Here is an 18,216-nt window from a genome sequence, read left to right as displayed (position 1 = left end):
GGAGCCATGATCCTTGCTGCCGCACAGTTCACCCCCGTACCACGCGACATCGACGCCAACGCCGCGCGGATGGCCGCGCTCATCACCGAGGCCGCCGGACGCAACGCGGATCTGGTGGTCTTCGCCGAACTCGCACTGTCACGCTACGACCTGGAGGCGATAGCGGCCGATCCGCAGGAGATGACCGTCGGCCCCGACGACCCCCGGCTGGCGCCCGTCCGGGAGGCCTGCCGGGCGACCGGCACCGCCGCGGTCGTCAACGCCCCGGGGCGTGCGGCGGGGGACGGCCGCCGCCCGTTTTTGAGCACCTTCGTCTACGGGCCGGACGGCGCGCTGCTCACCCGCTACGACAAGCGGCATCTGTCCGGGGCGGAGAACGACCTCTTCGCGCCGGGCACGGCCGAGGGCCGCTTCACCCTGGGCGGGATCCGCTTCGCGCTCGCCACCTGCTACGACAACAACTTTCCCGAGGTGCCCGAGCAGGCCGCGGCGGACGGCTGCCGGGTGTACCTCGCCAGTTCCTTCCACGACGACCCGCAGTGGATGGCGCGGTACGCGGCGATGGCGCGGAAGCACGGGCTGCACATCCTCCTCGCCAACGGCACCGGCACCGGCACCGGCACCGGCGTCGACCGCCCCGACCGCCCGGCCTGCGGCCGCAGCGGCGCCTGGCTGCCCACGGGCGAGCAGGTGGCGGCGGCCGGCGCCGGGACGGACCTGGCGCCGGGCGAGGGCTTCGAGCTGGTGCTGACCGATGTCCGCGACCGGATCACGCTGATGGCGGACCCTGCGGTGGCGGCGATCGGGGTCGAGGAGTGCGGTGAGCCGCTGGTGGACGTCCGCACCGCGGCGCCCGCGCTGCTGGTGGCCGCGGACCGGGACGACGAGCGGGGTGCGTTCGCCCAGTTGCGGCAGGGGGTGCTGCGGCGGCTGCTGGCGGCGCAGGAGTCGCTGCCGGACGGGCTGCGGCTGCAGCTCGTCGAGGGCTACCGCCCGCCGGAGCTGCAGCGCCGCTACTTCGAGGAGTACGCGCAGGAGCTGCGCGCCGCCCAGCCCGGCTGGGATGCCGAGCGCATCCACCGGGCCGCCAGCCGCTATGTGTCGCCGCCCGACATCGCGCCGCACAGCGCGGGCGGCGCGGTGGACCTCACCCTGGTCACGGCGGACGGCCAAGGCCTCGACATGGGCACACCCATGAACGCCTCGCCGGAGGAGAGCGACGGCGCGTGCTACACAAGCGCCCCGGATCTGACGCCCGCGGCCCGCACCCACCGCCGCATACTGTCCTCCGCCCTGCGGGCGGCCGGTCTGGTCAACTACCCCACCGAGTGGTGGCACTGGTCCTACGGCGACCGCTACTGGGCGCTGGCGACCGGCGCCGCGCATGCGCTGTACGGCCCGGTGGAGGGGTGGTGACCCCACCGGCCGGCTGACGGCCCGGCGCCCGTGCGGCGCCGGACCGGCCGACGGGTCTCAGCCCTACGGGGCCTCCGGCGCCAGCAGCTCCAGCTCGGCCCGGGTCGGGTAGGACGGCTGGGCGCCCGGCTTGGTGACGGCCGCGGCCCCGACGCGTACGGCGAAGCGGGCGGCCTGCGAGAGCGAGTCGCCGCGTGCCAGGCGGGTGGCGAGGGCGCCGGTGAAGGCGTCGCCGGCACCGGTGGTGTCCACGGCCTTGACCCGGACGCCGGCGACCTCGCTGGCTCCGGCGGCGTCCAGGACCAGCGCGCCGTCCCCGCCGAGGGTGACCACGACCGAGCGGGCGCCCTGGTCGAGCAGCGCCTGCGCCCACTCGGCGGGGGTGCCGTCGGCGCGACCGGAGAGCTGGCGGGCCTCGTGCTCGTTGACCACCAACGGGTCGGCCACCGCGAGGAGTTCGGTTGCCAGGGCCGCCTCGGGGGCCGGGGAGGGGTTGAGCACGACGCGGGTGCCGGCCTGCGCGGCGGCCTCGGCAGCGGCCCGTACCGACTCCATGGGGATCTCCAGCTGGAGGGAGACCACCGAGGAGGCGGCGATGACCTCCTTCGCCGCGGCCACGTCCTGCGGGGTGAGGGCGGCGTTGGCGCCGGGCGAGACCACGATGCTGTTGTCGCCGTCCGGGTCGACGATGATCATCGCGGTGCCGGTGCGGGCCGCCTCGTCCACGATGACCGGTGTGACGTCGGTGCCGGCCCCGCGCTGGGCGTGCAGCAGCAGTTCGCCGTACGCGTCGCCGCCGACCCGCGCCAGCAGTGCGGTGCGGCCGCCGATCCGGGCCGCGGCGGCCGCCTGGTTGGCGCCCTTGCCGCCGGCCGATTCGACCAGGTCCGTGCCGAGCACGGTCTCTCCCGCGCCGGGCCGCCGCTCGACCCGTACCGTCAGATCCGCGTTGGCCGAGCCGACCACCAGGACGTCATACATGCGCCGTTCTCCCATGTCTCAGCGGCGCGCTCCGATAGCCGTGCGCCGCTCTGCCGATTGTTGTCATCTGTGGTCTCGCCTGCCGTCCCACTCGCCGGCCCGTCCGCGGTCTCATCGGCCGTCGAACGTCGCGGCGTTCTTCGCCGTCACCAGCACCACCGGCACCTTGACCGACTCCGGCAGCCTCTCACCGCGGGCGGCCTTCAGCGCCCAGTCCACGGCCTGCCTGCCGAGGAGTTCGGGCTGCTGGGCGACGGTGGCGGTCAGGGTGCCGCCGCGGACGGCCCGGACGCCGTCCGGGGTGCCGTCGAACGCCACCACCTTCACGTCCCCGCCGGACCGCCCGCCCAGCGCCTTGGACGCGCCGAGCGCCATCTCGTCGTTGGCGGCGAACACCCCGGCGATGTCGCGGTGCGCCTGCAGCATGTTGGACATCACGTCCATGCCCTTGGTGCGGTCGAAGTCCGCGGGCTGGCGGGCGACGACCTGGATGCCGGGGTACTTCCTGATGCCCTCTTCGAAGCCCCGGCCGCGCTCGCGGGCGGCGGAGGTGCCGGGCTGGCCCTCCAGGAAGGCCACCTTTCCCCTGCCGCCGAGCGATTCGGCCAGCGTCTTCGCGGCGAGCCGGCCGCCCGCGACGTTGTCGGAGGCGATGGTCGAGCCGACCGTGCCGCCGTTGACGCCGCGGTCGATGGAGATGACCGGCACCTTCGCCCGGTTGGCGACGCCGACGGCCGGGACGGCGGCGTCGGAGTCGACCGGGTTGATGATCGCTGCCCTGACGTTCTGGCTGGTGAACGTCTCCATCTGGTTGATCTGCTGGGTGGGGTCGTTCTGCGCGTCGGTGATGTTGATGTGCAGCCCGCGGGCGTCCGCCTCGGCCTGGGCGCCTTCCTTGATGCCGACGAAGAACGGATTGTTCATCGTGGACAGCGCGAGCCCCAGGTCGGTGTCGCCGCCGCGGTCGCAGCCGGCCAGCCCGAGGGCCACGGTCGCGGCCAGCCCGGCCGCCAGCGACGCCCTGGCCCGGGCGAGGGCCCCGCGCCCGGCGGCCCTCCTGAGGCGCACGGTCCGCGCCGTCCGGTCCGTCCCCGCCGCGCTCCGGCCCCGGGCGGTCATCGCGCGCTCCGTCGGCGCAGCGTGTCCAGCAGCACCGCCAGCGCGATGACCAGCCCGGTGGCCACCTGCTGCCAGAACGCCGAGACGCTCAGCAGATTGAGGCCGTTGCGCAGTACGGCGAGGATCAGCGCACCGATGAGGGTGCCGGACGCCTTCCCGGAGCCGCCGGAGAGGCTGGCCCCGCCGATCACCACGGCGGCGATCGCGTCCAGCTCGTATCCGACGGCGGCCTGCGGCTGGGCGGAGGTGAGCCGGGCCGCGAGCACGATGCCGGCCACCGCGGCGAACAGCCCGGACAGCGCATAGATGACGAGCTTGCGGCGCTTGACGTCGATGCCGCAGAGCCGGGCCGCCTCCTCGTTGCCGCCGATCGCGAACATCGCGCGTCCGGTGTACGTACGGGCCAGGACCAGGGCGGCGACCAGCCCCATCACGATCATGACGAGGACGGGTACCGGCAGCCAGCCGCCGAGGGTGTCACCGAGCCTGCCGACCGAGCCGGGGAAGGCGATCGGCGAGCCGCCGGAGATGACCAGCGCCAGGCCGCGGCCGACCGAGAGCATCGCCAGCGTGGCGATGAAGGCGGGCAGCCGGCCGTAGGCGACCAGCGCGCCGGAGACCAGTCCGGCCGCCGCGCCGACCGCGAGGCCGAGCAGCACCGACGTCCACACCGGCAGGCCCCCGTCGGTGGCCGCCCAGGCGACGACGGTGGCACAGAGCGCCGCGACCGAGCCGACCGACAGGTCGATACCGGCCGAGACGATCACGAAGGTGACGCCGAAGGCGAGGATCGCGGTGACCGACGCCTGGACGCCGACGTTGAGGAGGTTCTGTCCGTTGAGGAAGTCCCCGGACAGCGCGGCCATCACGACGACCAGGGCGATCAGGCCGCCGAGCGGGCCGTTCTTGAGGACCGCCCGGGAGAACCACGGCCCGGGGCCGCCCCGGGCCGGTGCCCGTCCCACCGCCTTGGCGGCGGCTGCCGTCTTCACCTCAGCGGGCATCGGAGCCCTCCCTCGCGCTCTGGTTGGTGTGGTTGCCGTCGGGGGTGCCGTGCGGGGGCTGCAGCGCGAGCTCCATCACAGCGTCCTGGGTGGCCTCTTCGGCTGTCAGCTCGCCGGCCAGCCGGCCCTGGGACATCACCAGCACCCGGTCGCTCATGCCGAGCACCTCGGGCAGATCGCTGGAGATCATCAGCACCGCCCGGCCGGCCGCCGTCAGTTCGTTGACGAGCTGGTAGATCTCGACCTTGGCGCCGACGTCGATGCCGCGCGTGGGTTCGTCGAGGATCAGCAGCCTGGTGTCCGCCAGCAGCCACTTGCCGATGACGATCTTCTGCTGGTTGCCGCCGGAGAGCGTACGGGCGCTCTGCGCCAGACCGCTCATCCGCACCTTCAACTGCTCGGCGACGGCGGCCGCTGCACGCCGCTGGGCGCCGCGGTCCACCAGCCCGCCGCGGGTGTCCCGGTCGAGCCGGGCGAGGGTGAGGTTGTCCTGGAGGGACGCGTCCAGGACCAGGCCCTGGCCCTTGCGGTCCTCCGGCACGAGGCCGAGGCCGGCGCGCATCGCGGCGCGCACATCGCCGCCGGCCAGCATCTCGCCGTCGACCTCGACCGTGCCGGCGTCATAGCGGTCCACGCCAAAGACGGCCCGGACGACCTCGGTACGGCCCGCGCCGACCAGTCCGGCCAGGCCCACCACCTCTCCGGCCCGCACCTCGAAGTCGATGCCCTCGAAGACCGGCCCGGCCGTCGTCCCGTGCCGGGTCAGACCGCGGACCCGCAGCAGGGGCGCGCCCGGCTCGTCGGGGCGCACCCGCGGGTACTGCTCGGCGATGTCCCGGCCCACCATCAGGCGGATCAGCTCGTCCTGGTCGGTGGCGGCGGGCACCTGGGCGACCGAGCGGCCGTCGCGCAGGACGGTGACCCGGTCGCCGAGCGCGCCGATCTCCTCCAGGTGGTGGGTGATGAAGAGGATGCCGACGCCGGCGTCGCGCAGTTCGCGGACGATCGCGAAGAGGGTGACGACCTCCTCGGAGGTGAGCACCGCGGTCGGCTCGTCCATGATCAGGACACCGGCGTCGAGGCTGAGCGCCTTGGCGATCTCGACCATCTGGCGCCGGGCGATGCCCAGTTCGGCGACCGGGGTGTCCGGGGAGACGTCCAGGCCCACGCGGGCGAGCAGCTCGGCGGCGCGGGCGCGCAGGGCCCTGCGGTCGATCAGGCCGAGCGCGGTGCGCGGCTGGCGGCCCAGGAAGAGGTTCTCGGCGACGGTCAGCCCGGGGACGAGGTTGAACTCCTGGTAGATCGTGGCGATGCCGAGGCGCTCGGCGTCCCGCGCGGAGCGGATGTGGACCTCGCGCAGGCCGTGCGGCCCGTCGTCGACGAGGATGCGGCCGGCGTCGGGGCGGTGGGCGCCGGAGAGCATCTTGATCAGGGTGCTCTTGCCCGCGCCGTTCTCGCCGAGCAGGACGTGCACCTCGCCGCCGCGCAGGCTCAGGTCCACCCCGTCCAGTGCGCGGACGCCCGGGAACGACTTCGTCACCCCCTCCACGCGCAGCAGTTCGCGGCCGCCCGGTACGTCGTCGTTGACGCCGGTCATGCGCTGCCCCTCTCTTCTTCGGGTCGCCTTGCGGTGGTGGATGGTCTGGGCGCGGCCGGCCGGACCCGCTCAGCCGGGCCGCTCGCCGCAGGAGCGCCGGACGACCAGCCGGGCCGGCAGCAGCACCGAGTCGGCGGGCCGGCCCTCGATCCGCTCCAGGAGGGTGGCGACGGCCGCCCGGCCCAGTTCGCGGGTGGGCTGGGCGATGGCGGTCAGCGGCGGGTCGATGTGGGCGAACCACGGCACGTCGTCGTAGACCACCAGCGCCATGTCGTCGGGCACCCGCATCCCGCGCGCGCGAAGTTCGTCCATCGCGCCCAGCGCCATCAGGTTGTCGGTGGCCAGCACCGCGTCCGGCGGCTCGGGCAGGTCGAGCAGGCCGCTCAGCACCCGCCGGCCGCCGGTGGGCTGGAGGTCGGGGGTGGCGCCGACCCGCTCGTCGGGGAGGGCGAGGCCGTGGCCGGCCAGTGCCGTGCGGAACAGTTCGAGGCGCTCGTCGCCGGTGGGGGTGCCGGCCGGCGCGACGATGATCGCGGGGCGGCGGCGGCCGAGGGCGGCGAGATGGGCGGCGAGGTCGGTGAGCGCGGCGGCGCCGTCGGCGCGTACGCAGGGGGCGTCGACGCCGGGGACGGTGCGGTCCAGCAGGACCAGCGGGGTGCCGGCGGCGACGGCCTCGCCGAGCATCGCCGAGCCGGTGCCGGCCGAGCTGACCAGCAGGCCGTCGATCCGGCGGTCGAGCAGCGTGCGGATGTGGTCGTCCTGCTGCTCGGGGCGCTCGCCGGCGTTGCCGATGACCAGGCTGTAGCCGAGGCTGCGGGCGGCGTCCTCGACGGCGTCGGCCAGCTCGGTGAAGAAGGGGTTGGTGAGGTCGCTGATGATCAGGCCGAGCGTGCCGGTGCGGGCGGTGCGCAGCGCGCGGGCGACGTTGTTGGGGCGGTAGCCCAGCTCCCGTACGGCGGCCAGCACCCGTTCCCGGGTCTGGGCGACCGGGCTGTGGCCGTTGAGCACCCGGGAGACCGTGGCGACGGAGACCCCTGCCCGCTCTGCCACATCTTTGATGTTCGCCATGGCGCCGTCGCCGCTTCCGTCCGTGCGACCGCGGACCGCCCGGGGGCGCTTCGACGATCGCCGTGTAATCGATTTCAGGAGGTTTTCGTGGGGGCTACGAAATCGATTACACGGCCGTCGCGTCAAGACGCCGTGAATGTTGCCTGCGTCACACCAGGGGTCGTCGGCGACAGAGCCGGGCCGTCGGGGTCCCGCCCCGTACGCGTCGCGCGGCCGGTTCGTGGAGGCGACGCGGGAGCCGTGCGCCGTGCGAAGGATCGGCCCGGGCACTCCCCCGTTGACCGTCCCGCCGCGATGGCGCGCACCGGCCGTGTCCGGACCTGTGGGCCCAACCCGCCGACTACCGGGCGAACTGCCCCACACACGCGACGACCGCCACCAGCAGGCTCAGCACGCCGAGTACGACCTGCCACCTGTCAGGCGGGGCCCATCGGTCGCTCTCCTGCTCCGTGTCCTGATCGTCCATCGCTCCTCCTCGCTCCTCCGGACAGGCCCCGGAAGTCAGGGCCTCCGCCGGCGGTGCACCGGCGAAGCTGTGGGGAGGAACGCGATGAAGCCCCTTGAGAATAGCGCGAGTTGAGCGACCCACGGGGCGGAATCCGGCCCATGGGCCGGGAGCCGCACGCGGGGCGGGAGCGGACTCCGGCCGCCCCCATGCGACAGGGGCCGCACCCCTTGGCGGGATGCGGCCCCTGGTGGAGTCGCCGGTCAGCGGCGGATCAGGCGACGGTCAGCTTGACCTCGATGTTGCCGCGGGTGGCGTGCGAGTACGGGCAGACCTGGTGGGCCTTTTCCACGAGGTCCTGGGCGGTGGCCGCGTCGACCTGGGGAATCGACACCGAGAGCTCGACCGTGAGGCCGAAACCGCCGTCCGGGGTCTTGCCGATGCCGACCTTGGCGGTCACCCGGGAGCCGGAGACATCGGCGTTCTCCCGGCGGGCGACGACGCTGAGCGCGCCCTGGAAGCAGGCGCTGTAGCCGGCCGCGAAGAGCTGCTCGGGGTTGGTGCCGGCGCCGCTGCCGCCCTGCTCCTTGGGCGGGTTGACGACCACGTCGAGCTTGCCGTCGTCGCTGGCGACGCGGCCGTCACGGCCGTTCTCAGCGGTGGCGACGGCGGTGTAGACGACGTCGACGGTCTGGATGGACATACGAGATCCTCCTGTGATTCGCCGCGACTCGCGCCCACGGATCGCGACGGCCTGCCGCCGAGCCTAACGGGCGGGCGCAAGGGGCCGGGGTGCAGGGCGGACCATGGCGAACTCCCGCTCGTCCGATCCGGCCCGCACGGGCTGGACCCGTCCCGTCCGCTGGAAGCCGTGGCGCGCGTAGAGCCGCTCCGCGTGCGCGTTGCCCTCCGTCACCCAGAGCCGGACCCGGGGGCGGCCGTGGTCGCCCGCCCAGCGCAGCGCCTCGCGCACCAGGAGGTCGCCGGCCCCGCGTCCTCGTACGGCGCGGTGCACCCACATGGACACCAGGTCGGCGGTACCCGGGCCGGTCGGGACGACGCCGATCAGCCCGCGGACCTCACCGCCGTCCTCGGCGAGGAACTGGCTGCGGTGCGCGAGGCGCTCGCGCCAGTCGTCCTCGGTGAAGGCCTGCTCGCGGCCCAGGGTGGAGCCGAACGCCTCGGGGGCGTCGGCCAGGGCGGCCAGGCGGACGGGGCGGTAGAGGGCCCAGTCGTCGGGCTCCAGGGGGCGCACGGTGATCTCTGCCATGGGCCGGACCCTGCCGCCGGCCGGCGCCTGCGGCAAGGGGTTTTCCGCGCGAGCCGGGCCCGTGCCCGCGCCGCGGCCCGCGGGTCGCCGCGGCCGGGCGCGGACCGGGCCGCCGCGGGCCCTGGCCCCGCTCAGTCGTCCAGGCTCACGATCATCTTTCCGGTGTTCTCACCGCGCAGGAGGCCCAGGAAGGCCTCGACGCCGTTCTCGATGCCGGAGACCTTGGTCTCGCTGTACTTCAGCTCACCGGAGCGGATCCAGGCGGAGGCCTCCTGGACGAACTGCGGCTGGAGCGCGTAGTGGTCGGTGACGATCAGGCCCTGCAGGCGCAGGCGCTTGCCGATGACCTGCGCGAGGTTGCGCGGCGCGGGGGTCGGCTCGGTGGCGTTGTACATCGAGATCATGCCGCAGATGGCGACCCGGCCGTGGACGTTCAGGGAGGAGATGGCCGCTTCGAGGTGGTCGCCGCCGACGTTGTCGAAGTAGACGTCGATGCCGTCCGGCGCGGCCTCCTTCAGCTGCTTGGCGACCTCGCCGTTCTTGTAGTTGAAGGCGGCGTCGAAGCCGTACTCCTCGACCAGGAGCCTGACCTTCTCGTCGGAGCCGGCCGAGCCGATGACCCGGGAGGCGCCCTTGAGCCTGGCGATCTGGCCGACCTCGCTGCCCACCGCGCCGGCCGCGCCGGACACGAAGACGGCGTCGCCCTCCTTGAAGGACGCGACCTCCAGCAGGCCCGCGTAGGCGGTCAGGCCCGGCATGCCGAGCACGCCGAGGTAGGCGGTCAGGGGCGCCAGCGACGGGTCGACCTTGGCGACGCGCCGGGCGTCCAGGACCGCGTACTCGCGCCAGCCGAGGCCGTGCAGGACGTGGTCGCCGACGGCGAGGGAATCGGCGCGCGAGGCGATGACCTCACCCACCGCGCCGCCCTCCATCGGCTGGTCGAGCTGGAAGGGCGGGACGTAGGACTTCACGTCGTTCATCCGGCCGCGCATGTACGGGTCGACCGAGAAGTGCTTGGTGCGGACCAGGACCTGGCCCTCGCCGACCTCGGGCACCGCGGCCTCGCGCAGCGCGAAGTCGTCCGGGGTGGGCCAGCCGTGCGGGCGGGCGACGAGGTGCCATTCGCGGCCGTTCGTGGGCAGTGCGGACATGAGCGCGGTCCTTCCTAATGCTTCAAGTACTGAAACAATGATGCTCCTCGATATTTCATGTTGTCAAGTAATTGGGTATCCTGGTGCTCATGACAGTGCGCCCGGACCCCTTGACCGTCGAGGTCGTCGATCTCATCGGCACCGTCGTCGCCCGTTACTACGAGGAGTACGAGCACGCCGCGGCCCAGCACTCCCTCACCGGCGCGCAGGCCCGGGTGCTCGGTCTGCTCTGCGTCGAGCCGCTGCCCATGCGCAAGGTCGCCCAGCGCCTGAAGTGCGAGCCGTCGAACATCACCGGCATCGTGGACCGGCTGGAGTCCCGCGGCCTGGTCGAGCGCCGTCCCGACCCGGCCGACCGCCGCGTCAAGCTCGCCGCCCCGACCGACGAGGGCGCCCGCACGGCCGCGGCGCTGCGGGCCTCCCTGGGCTTCGCCCGCGAACCCCTCGGCAAGCTGTCGGTCGCCGAGCGCACCCTGCTCAAGGAGTTGCTGCAGCGGATGCTGGGCGTCGCGCCGGAGTGAGACCGGCGCACCGCACCGGGCCCGTCCGGGGGCGCGGCGGGAAGTGGCCCAGGATCGTCGGGGGCAGGTGGACCGGGCGGCCGGACCGGCGGCGTTCTAACCTCAAGCCCATGACCAACCCGAGCAGCACCCGCCACAGTGTCGACTTCTACTTCGACCCCATCTGCCCGTTCGCCTGGATCACCTCGCGCTGGATCCTGGAGGTCGAGCAGCACCGCGACCTGGACCTGCGGTTCCGGGTGATGAGCCTGTCCGTGCTCAACGAGGGCCGCGAGGACCTTCCCGAGAAGTACCGCGAGCTGCTGGACGCGGGCTGGGGCCCGGTGCGGGTGTGCATCGCGGCCGCCCAGGAGCACGGCGAGGAGGTGCTGCGCGACCTGTACACCGCGCTCGGCACCCGGATCCACAACAACGGCCGCCAGGACACCGCCACCGTCATCGAGGAGGCGCTGGCCGAGGTCGGGCTGCCGGCCGAGCTGGCCCGCGCCGCCGGCAGCGAGGCGTACGACGACGCGCTGCGCAAGAGCCACCACGAGGGCATGGACCCCGTCGGCGAGGACGTCGGCACGCCCACGATCCACATCGACGGGGTGGCGTTCTTCGGCCCGGTGCTGATGGCGATCCCGCGCGGCGAGGACGCGGTGCGGGTCTTCGACGGCGTCCGCCTCCTCGCCGGTTACGACAAGTTCTTCGAACTGAAGCGGACCCGCACCGGCGAGTTCGACTTCAGCTGACGGCCTCGGGGGCGGAGGACGCGGGGGCGGCGGCGGCCGGACCGGTCGCGTCCACCGCTCCCGGCTCCTCGCCCTCCGTGGTGCGCAGGCCGCGCAGCAGCGCCACCGCCAGCACCGCGGCGCACAGCATCACCCCCGCGGCGCCCAGCACCACCGTCTGCAGCCCGTCGGTGAAGGCCTCCCGCGCGGCGGCCAGCAGCGCCCGGCCCGCCCGGCCGGGCAGTTCGCCGGCCACCGCGGCCGCGCCCGCCAGGGTCTCGCGGGCCGCGTCGGCCGCCTGGGCGGGAAGCCCGCCGGGCAGTGCCTCGTCCAGGTGGCCGCGGTAGACCGCGCTCCCGATACTGCCCAGGATCGCCATGCCCAGCGCACCGCCGAGTTCGGTGCCGGACTCCAGCAGGGCCGAGGCGGAGCCCGCCCGCTCCGGCGGGGCGGCGCCGATGGCCAGTTCGTTGCCGAGGGACATCACCATCACCAGGCCCGAGGCGTAGACCGACGAGGCGACCAGGACGTACCAGAGGGCGGAGCCCGGCTCCAGCCAGGACAGCCAGACGAAGCCGCCGGCCGCGACGGCGAACCCCAGGGCGATGACGTACGCCCGGTCCATCCGCCGGGCGAGCGCGGTGGCCACCGCCGCCATCCCGCCCACCGCGAGCGTCGGCACGAGGTTCCACAGCGCCGCCTCCATGGGGCTCATGCCCTTGACGGTCTGCAGGTACTGGGTGAAGAACACCGCGCAGCCGACGACCGCGAACGTCGCCAGCAGGTTCATCAGCACCGAGACGCTGAACCCGCGGTGCCGCAGCAGCTCCAGGTCGAGCATGGGGTGGCGGGCGGTGCGCTGGCGGTGGACGAAGGCCGCGGCGGCCAGCAGGCCGAACACCAGGGCGCAGGCCGGCAGCGCCGCGAAGCCGTCGCGGGCGATCTCCTTGACGCCGTAGACGGCCGGCAGCATGGCGAGCAGGGACAGCAGCGAGCCGGGCAGGTCGAAGCGTCCGGCCGCCGGGTTCTTGAACTCCGGCAGCAGCAGCGGTCCGCAGACCAGCAGCAGCACCATCGCGGGTGCGTTGATCAGGAACACCGAGCCCCACCAGAAGTGCTCCAGCAGCGCCCCGCTGAGCACCGGCCCGATCGCGATCCCGCCCATCACCGCCGCCGACCAGGCCGCGACCGCGGTGCCGCGCTGCTTGGCGTCGTGGAAGAGGTTGCGGATCAGCGCGAGCGTGGACGGCATCAGGGTCGCGCCGCCGACGCCGAGCAACGCCCGTGCGGCGATGAGCATTTCGGCGCTCCGGGCGTACGCGGCGAGCGCGGAGGCCAGGCCGAAGAGCAGGGCGCCGGACAGCAGGAGCCGGCGGCGGCCGATGCGGTCGCCCAGCGCCCCCATGGTGATCAGCAGGCCGGCCAGCACGAAGCCGTAGACGTCCAGGATCCACAGCTGCTGGACGCTGCTGGGATCCAGCTCCGCGGTCAGGAACGGCACCGCGAAGTAGAGCACCGAGACGTCCATCGAGACCAGGAGGCAGGGCAGCAGGAGGACGCCCAGGGCGGTCCACTCCCGGCGGCCGGCCAGCGGCTTGGGTGTGTACGAAGTAAACGACATGGCGGACACGGTAAACAGGTTGTGCTTACGGCGCAAACAGCGGGAGTGATAAGGGAATTGGAGGTGCGTCACACTAGTGCACTGGCCTAGTGCAAGGCGCTGGTCGCGCCTCCGCTGCTACCCTCACAGCAAGCAAATTCCCCTGGTGCACTAGTACGGAGGTTGCCCCGTGGAGCATCCCACCCGCCGCCCGACCACCACCCCTCAACGACGCGCTTCGCGCGGCCCCCGCTGATGGCGCCGCCCTACCGACGGATCGTCGAAGAGATCCGGCGCCGCATCGACGCCGGCGAGCTGGCGGCGGGCGACCGGGTGCCGTCGACCCGGCGGATCACCCAGGAGTGGGGCGTGGCGATGGCGACCGCCACCAAGGTGCTCACGACGCTGCGTCAGGAGGGGCTCGTACGGGCCGTGCCGGGCGTGGGCACGGTCGTGGCCGAACAGGAGCGGGCGCCCCGCGGCGAGGCCGCGCGCGAGCGGCGGCCACGCGAGACGGACGGCGGGCTCAGCCGCGAACGCGTCGTACGGGCCGCGATCAAGGTCGCCGACGCCGAGGGGCTGCGCGGGCTGTCGATGCGCCGGGTCGCCGCCGAGTTCGGGGTGTCCTCGATGGCGCTCTACCGCCATGTCGCCAACAAGGACGAGCTGGAACTGCTGATGGCGGAGGCCGCGTTCGCCGAGGTCGCGCCGCCCCGGCCGGCGCCGGAGGGCTGGCGGGAGCGGATGGAGGCGGGTGCGCGGCTGCAATGGGAGCTCTACCAGCGGCATCCGTGGCTGGCGCAGTATCTGTCGATCACCCGACCCCGGCCGATGCCGCAGGCGATGGCGCTGATCGAGTGGACCATGGCGCGGGTGGAGGGGATGGATCCGCTCACCCTGATCCACATGGCGGTGACCCTGCTGAACTACGTACGGTCCACCGCCGCCGGCTTCGAGGACGATCTGGAGGCCGAGCAGGAGACGGGGATGGACCAGAACCAGTGGATGGCCTCCATGGACCCGGTGTTCGAGGGCATCCTGCAGTCCGGCTCGTACCCCATGTACGCGGGCATCGACGGGGTCGGGGAGGACGCGGTGACCCTGGAGACGCTCTTCGAGTTCGGGCTGGCGCGCCTCCTGGACGGCATGGAGGTGCTGGTCGGGCGCCGGGCGGCAGGGAGCGGCGGGGACGGCTGAACCGGCCGCGGGCCGCTGGATGCCGCCCGTCCCGTCAGGGGAGCACCGGTGAGCCCGCCGGGCCCGCGCGGCCGGTCAGGTCAGCTCCCCGCGCAGCCGGCGGGCCCGTAACACCAGCTCCAGTTCGAAGCGGCGGTCCGGGTCGTCCATCTCCCCGCCCCATAACTCCCGTATCTGGCGCAGCCGGTAGCGCACGGTCTGCGGATGGACACCGAGCCTCGCTGCGATCTCCGGGGCCCCGCCGCGGGTCTCCAGCCAGGCGAGCAGGGTCTGGGCGAGGCGCCGCCCGTGAGTGGGGCCGCAGCTTTCCAGGGGGGCGAGCCGGCGGCGGGTGAGGTCCTCGATCAGCTCCTCGGGCGGCAGCAGGATCAGCGCCTCGGTGTGCTCGGTGCACTGCAGCAGCTCACCGGCGGGCAGCAGCCCGCGCTCCGTCAGATCGACCGCCGCCCCGGCCCAGCGCAGCGACTTCGCGGCGTCCAGCAGCGGTACGGCGGGCCCGATCGCGCCGGACCAGCCGGCCGCCGCGCGCGCCAGCAGCTCGCGCCGCCCCGGGGCGTCCGGCTCCGGCACCACCATCCGCGGCCGTTCGCACTCCATGTCCAGCAGGATGTCCGAGGCGACGGCGGGCGCCACCGCCTCGCGGGCCGGGCGCAGCAGGACCGCGACGGCGACCTGCTCGGGCAGCGGCCAGCCGATCCGGGCGGCCCGCTCGGCGAGCGCCGGCAGCAGCGCGGCGGCCCCCGCCACCCCGGATCCCTTGCCGCGCCGTCGCCTTCCGGCACCGGTGAACAGCAGCTCCATCAGGCCGCGTTGCAGCCGCAGCCGCTCACCGGCCTGCCGGGCGGCGGCCTCGGCGTAGCCGCGTACGGACTCGGCGACCAGTCCGTCCAGGTACTCGAACCCGGACTCGGCCAGCTCGTACATCGCCGGCGCCGGGATGGCGACCTGCTGGCCGATCTCGGCGAGCCGCCGCCAGGCCAGCCGCACGCCCAGCCGGTAGATGGCCTGCAGGGCGTCCAGGCTGCGGCCCTGGATGCCCTCGCCGCGGCCGAACTCCTGGAAGACCCTCGGGTGGACATGCGGACGGTCCAGACCGGCCGTCATATGGGCGACGAAGTGCTCCAGCGACTGCCGGATGCCGACCAGCGCCCGCGGCTCACCGAACTCATCGTGCACCAAAGGCAGTTGGGGGTACTCCCGGCGGATCTCGCGCAGGATGTCCTGGGCCAGGGAGGGCACCTCGTCCAGGGCCAGCGCGGCGAACCGCCGTACCTGGTGGGGCGGGACCTCACGCCAGGCGGAACGCACGGCGGTCACCACCGGGACCTCCTTCGCACGCCGGCCCCGCCTACTCGCCGGTCCGGCCGAAGGTCACCAGCGGCACGTTCGGCTGCTCGGGGGTGGCGCCCAGCGCCGCGACGATGCCGAGCGCGACGCCGACGGCCAGTGCGGCGGCGGCCAGAGCGGTCAGTACGGCAGCGAGCGTTCGGTGCATGGCGCGGCGGCCCTTCGTCGACGCCGGGGACCTCAGGTCCCCGTCGAGGCTGGTACGGCACACGCACGGCCCGGGGTGCGACGGATCAAGGCCGGCTCGGCGCCGCGTCCCACAGCGCGGCACCACTTCACTCGTGGTGCCTGCCGAGTGTGGAAGGGCATTGACTCCCTGTCAAGAGTTCGCTTACGTTCCCGGCCCATGACGCCCGGGGCCGCCGGGAGCGAACGCACCGGACCGGCCACGGCGCCCCGCACGTGCACCAGAGCGTGATCCCCCACCGCTTCCAGGAGTGCTCGTATGCCCGCATCCGGCAAGCCCGCCACCCCCTCCGCCACGCCCACCCCCGCCGCCGTCCGCACCGCATCGCCGCTGTCCCTGGCCGTCCTCGGACTCGGCGTCTTCCTGCTGGTCCTGGCCCCCCTGCTGGCCTGGTACGTCGAGCCACGGGCCAAGGTCACCCCGATCGACGTCGATGCCACCACCGTCTTCACCGGCACCGGCAGCTACTTCGACACCGCCGCGCTGCGCACCAGGAACCGGCAGAAGATCACCATCACCCGGCACGTCCTGGGCGATGTCGCGGCGAGCGAGCGCAGCGGGCGGGCCGTGTGGGACGTCTCCACCACGGTCGACACCCCCCGGACGCTGCCGCTGAAGGATCCGCGCAAGGCGTTCCAGTGGACCACCGAGCGCTGGGTCACCGACCGGCACAGCAATGCGCCGGTGCACTGCTGCGCCGAGGCCCCGACCCGCTTCGACGGCGACGCGTACCTCAAATTCCCCTCCGACGTGCAGAAGAAGAGCTACCGCTGGTGGGACAACACCCTGGGCGCGGCCGTCCCGCTCCGCTACGCCGGCACCCGGCACATCCAGGGCTATGCGGGCTACCGCTTCACCGGGACGGTGCCGCCGACCAGGACCGGCAGCCGGCAGGTCCCCGGGCGGCTGGTCGGACGCGGCGGACAGGGCCAGATCCAGGCCGAGGAGTGGTACGCCAACTCCGGCATCGAGGTGGTCGTCGAGCAGCGCACCGGCCGGATCATCCATGCCGCGATCTCCCCGCTCAAGACCCTGCGGGCGCCCGGCTCCCGGCGCGACGCGGTGACCCTGCTGCGCGGCCGGCAGCTGCAGTTCACCCCGGCGACGCAGCGCGCGCAGGTGCGGCTGGCGAAGGCGGACAGCGACAAGCTGGCGCTGGTCGGCCGGACGCTGCCGGTGGGGGCCGCGGTGGCGGGCGGGGTGCTGGCGGTGGCCGGGGCGGGGTGGGTGGCGCGCGGCCGGCGGTCCGGCCCCGGAGCGAAGTGATGAGGCGTCAGTCAGGTTCGGGCCCGTTTTTGTCACCCCGGTGAGTAGCCGCGGCGCACCGGCCGGGCGAAAACTGTCCACCCCACGACGCAGCACGGCCCCGCACGACTCAGTACGCAGTACGTCCCCCCACCGCCGGTACCGCACCCTGAGACGAGTTGGATCGCACATGCCCCCGTACGTACGCCCCTCCCCGCCCCCGGTACCCTCCGCACCGCCGGCCGGCGGTCCCCCCGCCGCCGGCCGGCCCCCGCTCCCCCGCCGGATCGTCTTCCTCGCCCGCCGCGATCTGGGCAACCCCGCCGCCGGCGGCTCCGAACTCCTGGTGGACCGGATCGCCGCGGGACTGACCGCGCACGGCCACGAGGTGACCCTGCTGTGCGGCGGGCCCGCGGCCGCACGGGACTACCGGGTGGTGTCCGCGGGCGGCGACGCCGGCCACTTCCTGCGCGCGCCCCGCCAGTTGGCCCGCCGCGCCGGCGCCTGCGATCTGCTGGTCGAGGTCTGCAACGGCATGCCCTATCTCGCGCCGCTGTGGCACCGCGGCCCGACCCTGTGCCTGGTCAACCACGTCCACACCGATCTGTGGCGGCTGCGCTACCCGGCGCCGGCCGCCCGGCTCGGCCGCCGTCTGGAGCACTGGGCGCTGGCCGCCACCCACCACCGCAACCTGATGGTCGCGGTCTCCGGATCGACCGCGTCCGCACTGCGCGGCCTCGGCGTGGACCCCGGCCGGATCCGGCTCGTCCACAACGGCGTGGAGGAGCCGGGCGCGCTGGCCCCCAAGGCCCCGGAGCCGCTGTTCCTGGCCATGGGGCGGCTGGTGGAGTACAAGCGGATCGATCTGCTGCTGCGGCTGTGGGAGCGGGTCCGGCCGGTGACCGGCGGCCACCTGGTGATCGTCGGTGACGGGCCGGAGCGGGCACGGCTGACCGCGGCGGCCGGCCCCGGCGTCACCTTCACCGGCCACGTCTCCGAGCAGCGCAAGCACGAACTGCTCTGCTCCGCCTGGCTGTTGCTGCACCCCTCGCTCGTCGAGGGCTGGGGCCTGGTGGTCATGGAGGCCGCCGCCCGCCGCACCCCCACCGTCGGCTTCGACATCCCCGGCCTGCGGGACTCCGTCGAGGACGGGGCCACCGGCCTGCTGGCCCGCGGCGAGAGCTCGTTCGCCGCGCACTGGTGCACCCTCGCGCTCAGCGCCCGGCGCCGCGAGGCACTGGGCGACGCCGCACGACAACGCGCCGACCGCTTCCGATGGAGCCATACCGTCCGCAGCTTCCGCGCGGTCGCCGCCGAAGCCGTCCTCGACGCGCCCCCCAGGCGGTGAGGCCGCG

Annotated in this window: 16 protein-coding genes and 1 pseudogene; 6 read left to right on the top strand and 11 right to left on the bottom strand. The window is 73.8% G+C overall.

Features of this window, described 5'->3' with window-relative positions; translation table 11 throughout:
- Window positions 1–6: 6 nt before the first annotated feature.
- Window positions 7–1,416: a nitrilase-related carbon-nitrogen hydrolase gene (locus tag ACZ5XZ_RS22870; protein ID WP_468980844.1), complete on the top strand. Its 1,410-nt coding sequence runs from the start codon at window positions 7–9 to the stop codon at window positions 1,414–1,416.
- A gap of 63 nt (window positions 1,417–1,479) precedes the next feature.
- Here ACZ5XZ_RS22870 and ACZ5XZ_RS22865 read toward each other — a convergent pair whose 3' ends face one another.
- The 8 genes and pseudogenes from ACZ5XZ_RS22865 to ACZ5XZ_RS22830 all read right to left on the bottom strand — a co-directional run bounded on the left by ACZ5XZ_RS22865 (window position 1,480) and on the right by ACZ5XZ_RS22830 (window position 10,051).
- The gene (locus tag ACZ5XZ_RS22865; RefSeq protein ID WP_468980842.1) at window positions 1,480–2,397 is read right to left on the bottom strand and encodes a ribokinase; all 918 of its coding nucleotides are present in this window, start codon (window positions 2,395–2,397) and stop codon (window positions 1,480–1,482) included.
- A 111-nt stretch (window positions 2,398–2,508) separates the two neighbouring features.
- A pseudogene (locus ACZ5XZ_RS22860) lies at window positions 2,509–4,520 on the bottom strand (ABC transporter permease/substrate-binding protein).
- The gene (locus ACZ5XZ_RS22855; RefSeq protein ID WP_468980840.1) at window positions 4,510–6,117 is read right to left on the bottom strand and encodes a sugar ABC transporter ATP-binding protein; all 1,608 of its coding nucleotides are present in this window, start codon (window positions 6,115–6,117) and stop codon (window positions 4,510–4,512) included. Before ACZ5XZ_RS22855 ends, ACZ5XZ_RS22860 begins: the two are co-directional and overlap by 11 nt.
- 69 nt (window positions 6,118–6,186) lie before the next feature.
- Window positions 6,187–7,185, bottom strand: coding sequence for a LacI family DNA-binding transcriptional regulator (locus ACZ5XZ_RS22850; RefSeq protein ID WP_468980838.1), 999 nt, complete (start codon window positions 7,183–7,185; stop codon window positions 6,187–6,189).
- Between the two features lie 340 nt (window positions 7,186–7,525).
- The gene (locus tag ACZ5XZ_RS22845) at window positions 7,526–7,651 is read right to left on the bottom strand and encodes a hypothetical protein (protein WP_384427165.1); all 126 of its coding nucleotides are present in this window, start codon (window positions 7,649–7,651) and stop codon (window positions 7,526–7,528) included.
- A 253-nt stretch (window positions 7,652–7,904) separates the two neighbouring features.
- Window positions 7,905–8,333: an organic hydroperoxide resistance protein gene (locus ACZ5XZ_RS22840; protein ID WP_468980836.1), complete on the bottom strand. Its 429-nt coding sequence runs from the start codon at window positions 8,331–8,333 to the stop codon at window positions 7,905–7,907.
- 63 nt (window positions 8,334–8,396) lie between these two features.
- The gene (locus tag ACZ5XZ_RS22835) at window positions 8,397–8,900 is read right to left on the bottom strand and encodes a GNAT family N-acetyltransferase (protein ID WP_468980833.1); all 504 of its coding nucleotides are present in this window, start codon (window positions 8,898–8,900) and stop codon (window positions 8,397–8,399) included.
- A 131-nt stretch (window positions 8,901–9,031) separates the two neighbouring features.
- Window positions 9,032–10,051: an NADP-dependent oxidoreductase gene (locus tag ACZ5XZ_RS22830; protein WP_468980831.1), complete on the bottom strand. Its 1,020-nt coding sequence runs from the start codon at window positions 10,049–10,051 to the stop codon at window positions 9,032–9,034.
- Between the two features lie 89 nt (window positions 10,052–10,140).
- On the opposite strand from ACZ5XZ_RS22830, the gene ACZ5XZ_RS22825 reads away from it, so the two are divergent.
- Window positions 10,141–10,572: a MarR family winged helix-turn-helix transcriptional regulator gene (locus ACZ5XZ_RS22825; RefSeq protein ID WP_468980829.1), complete on the top strand. Its 432-nt coding sequence runs from the start codon at window positions 10,141–10,143 to the stop codon at window positions 10,570–10,572.
- A gap of 110 nt (window positions 10,573–10,682) precedes the next feature.
- Window positions 10,683–11,306 carry a mycothiol-dependent nitroreductase Rv2466c family protein gene (locus ACZ5XZ_RS22820; RefSeq protein ID WP_468980826.1) on the top strand — a complete coding sequence of 208 codons (624 nt, stop codon included), beginning with the start codon at window positions 10,683–10,685 and terminating at the stop codon, window positions 11,304–11,306.
- Here the strand turns inward: ACZ5XZ_RS22820 and ACZ5XZ_RS22815 are convergent.
- On the bottom strand, window positions 11,299–12,906 hold the full coding sequence (locus ACZ5XZ_RS22815) for an MFS transporter (RefSeq protein ID WP_468980824.1): 1,608 nt from the start codon (window positions 12,904–12,906) through the stop codon (window positions 11,299–11,301). The two genes, ACZ5XZ_RS22820 and ACZ5XZ_RS22815, sit on opposite strands and share 8 nt — an antisense overlap.
- A gap of 234 nt (window positions 12,907–13,140) precedes the next feature.
- Here ACZ5XZ_RS22815 and ACZ5XZ_RS22810 point away from each other — a divergent pair, with 234 nt between their 5' ends.
- Window positions 13,141–14,082, top strand: a complete 942-nt coding sequence (locus ACZ5XZ_RS22810; protein WP_468980908.1) for a TetR/AcrR family transcriptional regulator — start codon at window positions 13,141–13,143, stop codon at window positions 14,080–14,082.
- A 75-nt stretch (window positions 14,083–14,157) separates the two neighbouring features.
- Here ACZ5XZ_RS22810 and ACZ5XZ_RS22805 read toward each other — a convergent pair whose 3' ends face one another.
- Together ACZ5XZ_RS22805 and ACZ5XZ_RS22800 are read right to left on the bottom strand one after the other, a co-directional pair.
- Window positions 14,158–15,402, bottom strand: coding sequence for a PucR-like N-terminal domain-containing protein (locus tag ACZ5XZ_RS22805; protein WP_468980821.1), 1,245 nt, complete (start codon window positions 15,400–15,402; stop codon window positions 14,158–14,160).
- A gap of 28 nt (window positions 15,403–15,430) precedes the next feature.
- Window positions 15,431–15,577 (bottom strand): hypothetical protein, encoded by a 147-nt coding sequence (locus ACZ5XZ_RS22800; protein WP_384427149.1) that lies wholly within the window; start codon window positions 15,575–15,577, stop codon window positions 15,431–15,433.
- A 297-nt stretch (window positions 15,578–15,874) separates the two neighbouring features.
- Between ACZ5XZ_RS22800 and pgfA the strand changes: the two genes are divergently transcribed.
- Together pgfA and ACZ5XZ_RS22790 are read left to right on the top strand one after the other, a co-directional pair.
- Window positions 15,875–16,882, top strand: a complete 1,008-nt coding sequence (gene pgfA / locus ACZ5XZ_RS22795) for a cell envelope lipid trafficking protein PgfA (protein WP_468980819.1) — start codon at window positions 15,875–15,877, stop codon at window positions 16,880–16,882.
- A 169-nt stretch (window positions 16,883–17,051) separates the two neighbouring features.
- Entirely contained in the window at window positions 17,052–18,209 is a 1,158-nt protein-coding gene (locus ACZ5XZ_RS22790) for a glycosyltransferase family 4 protein (protein WP_468980817.1), read from the top strand.
- Window positions 18,210–18,216: the final 7 nt, after the last annotated feature.

The organism is Streptomyces sp. NPDC033270 (assembly GCF_055576575.1).
Note: the sequence above shows the minus strand (reverse complement) of the source record. Positions and strands in the feature narration are given on the sequence as shown.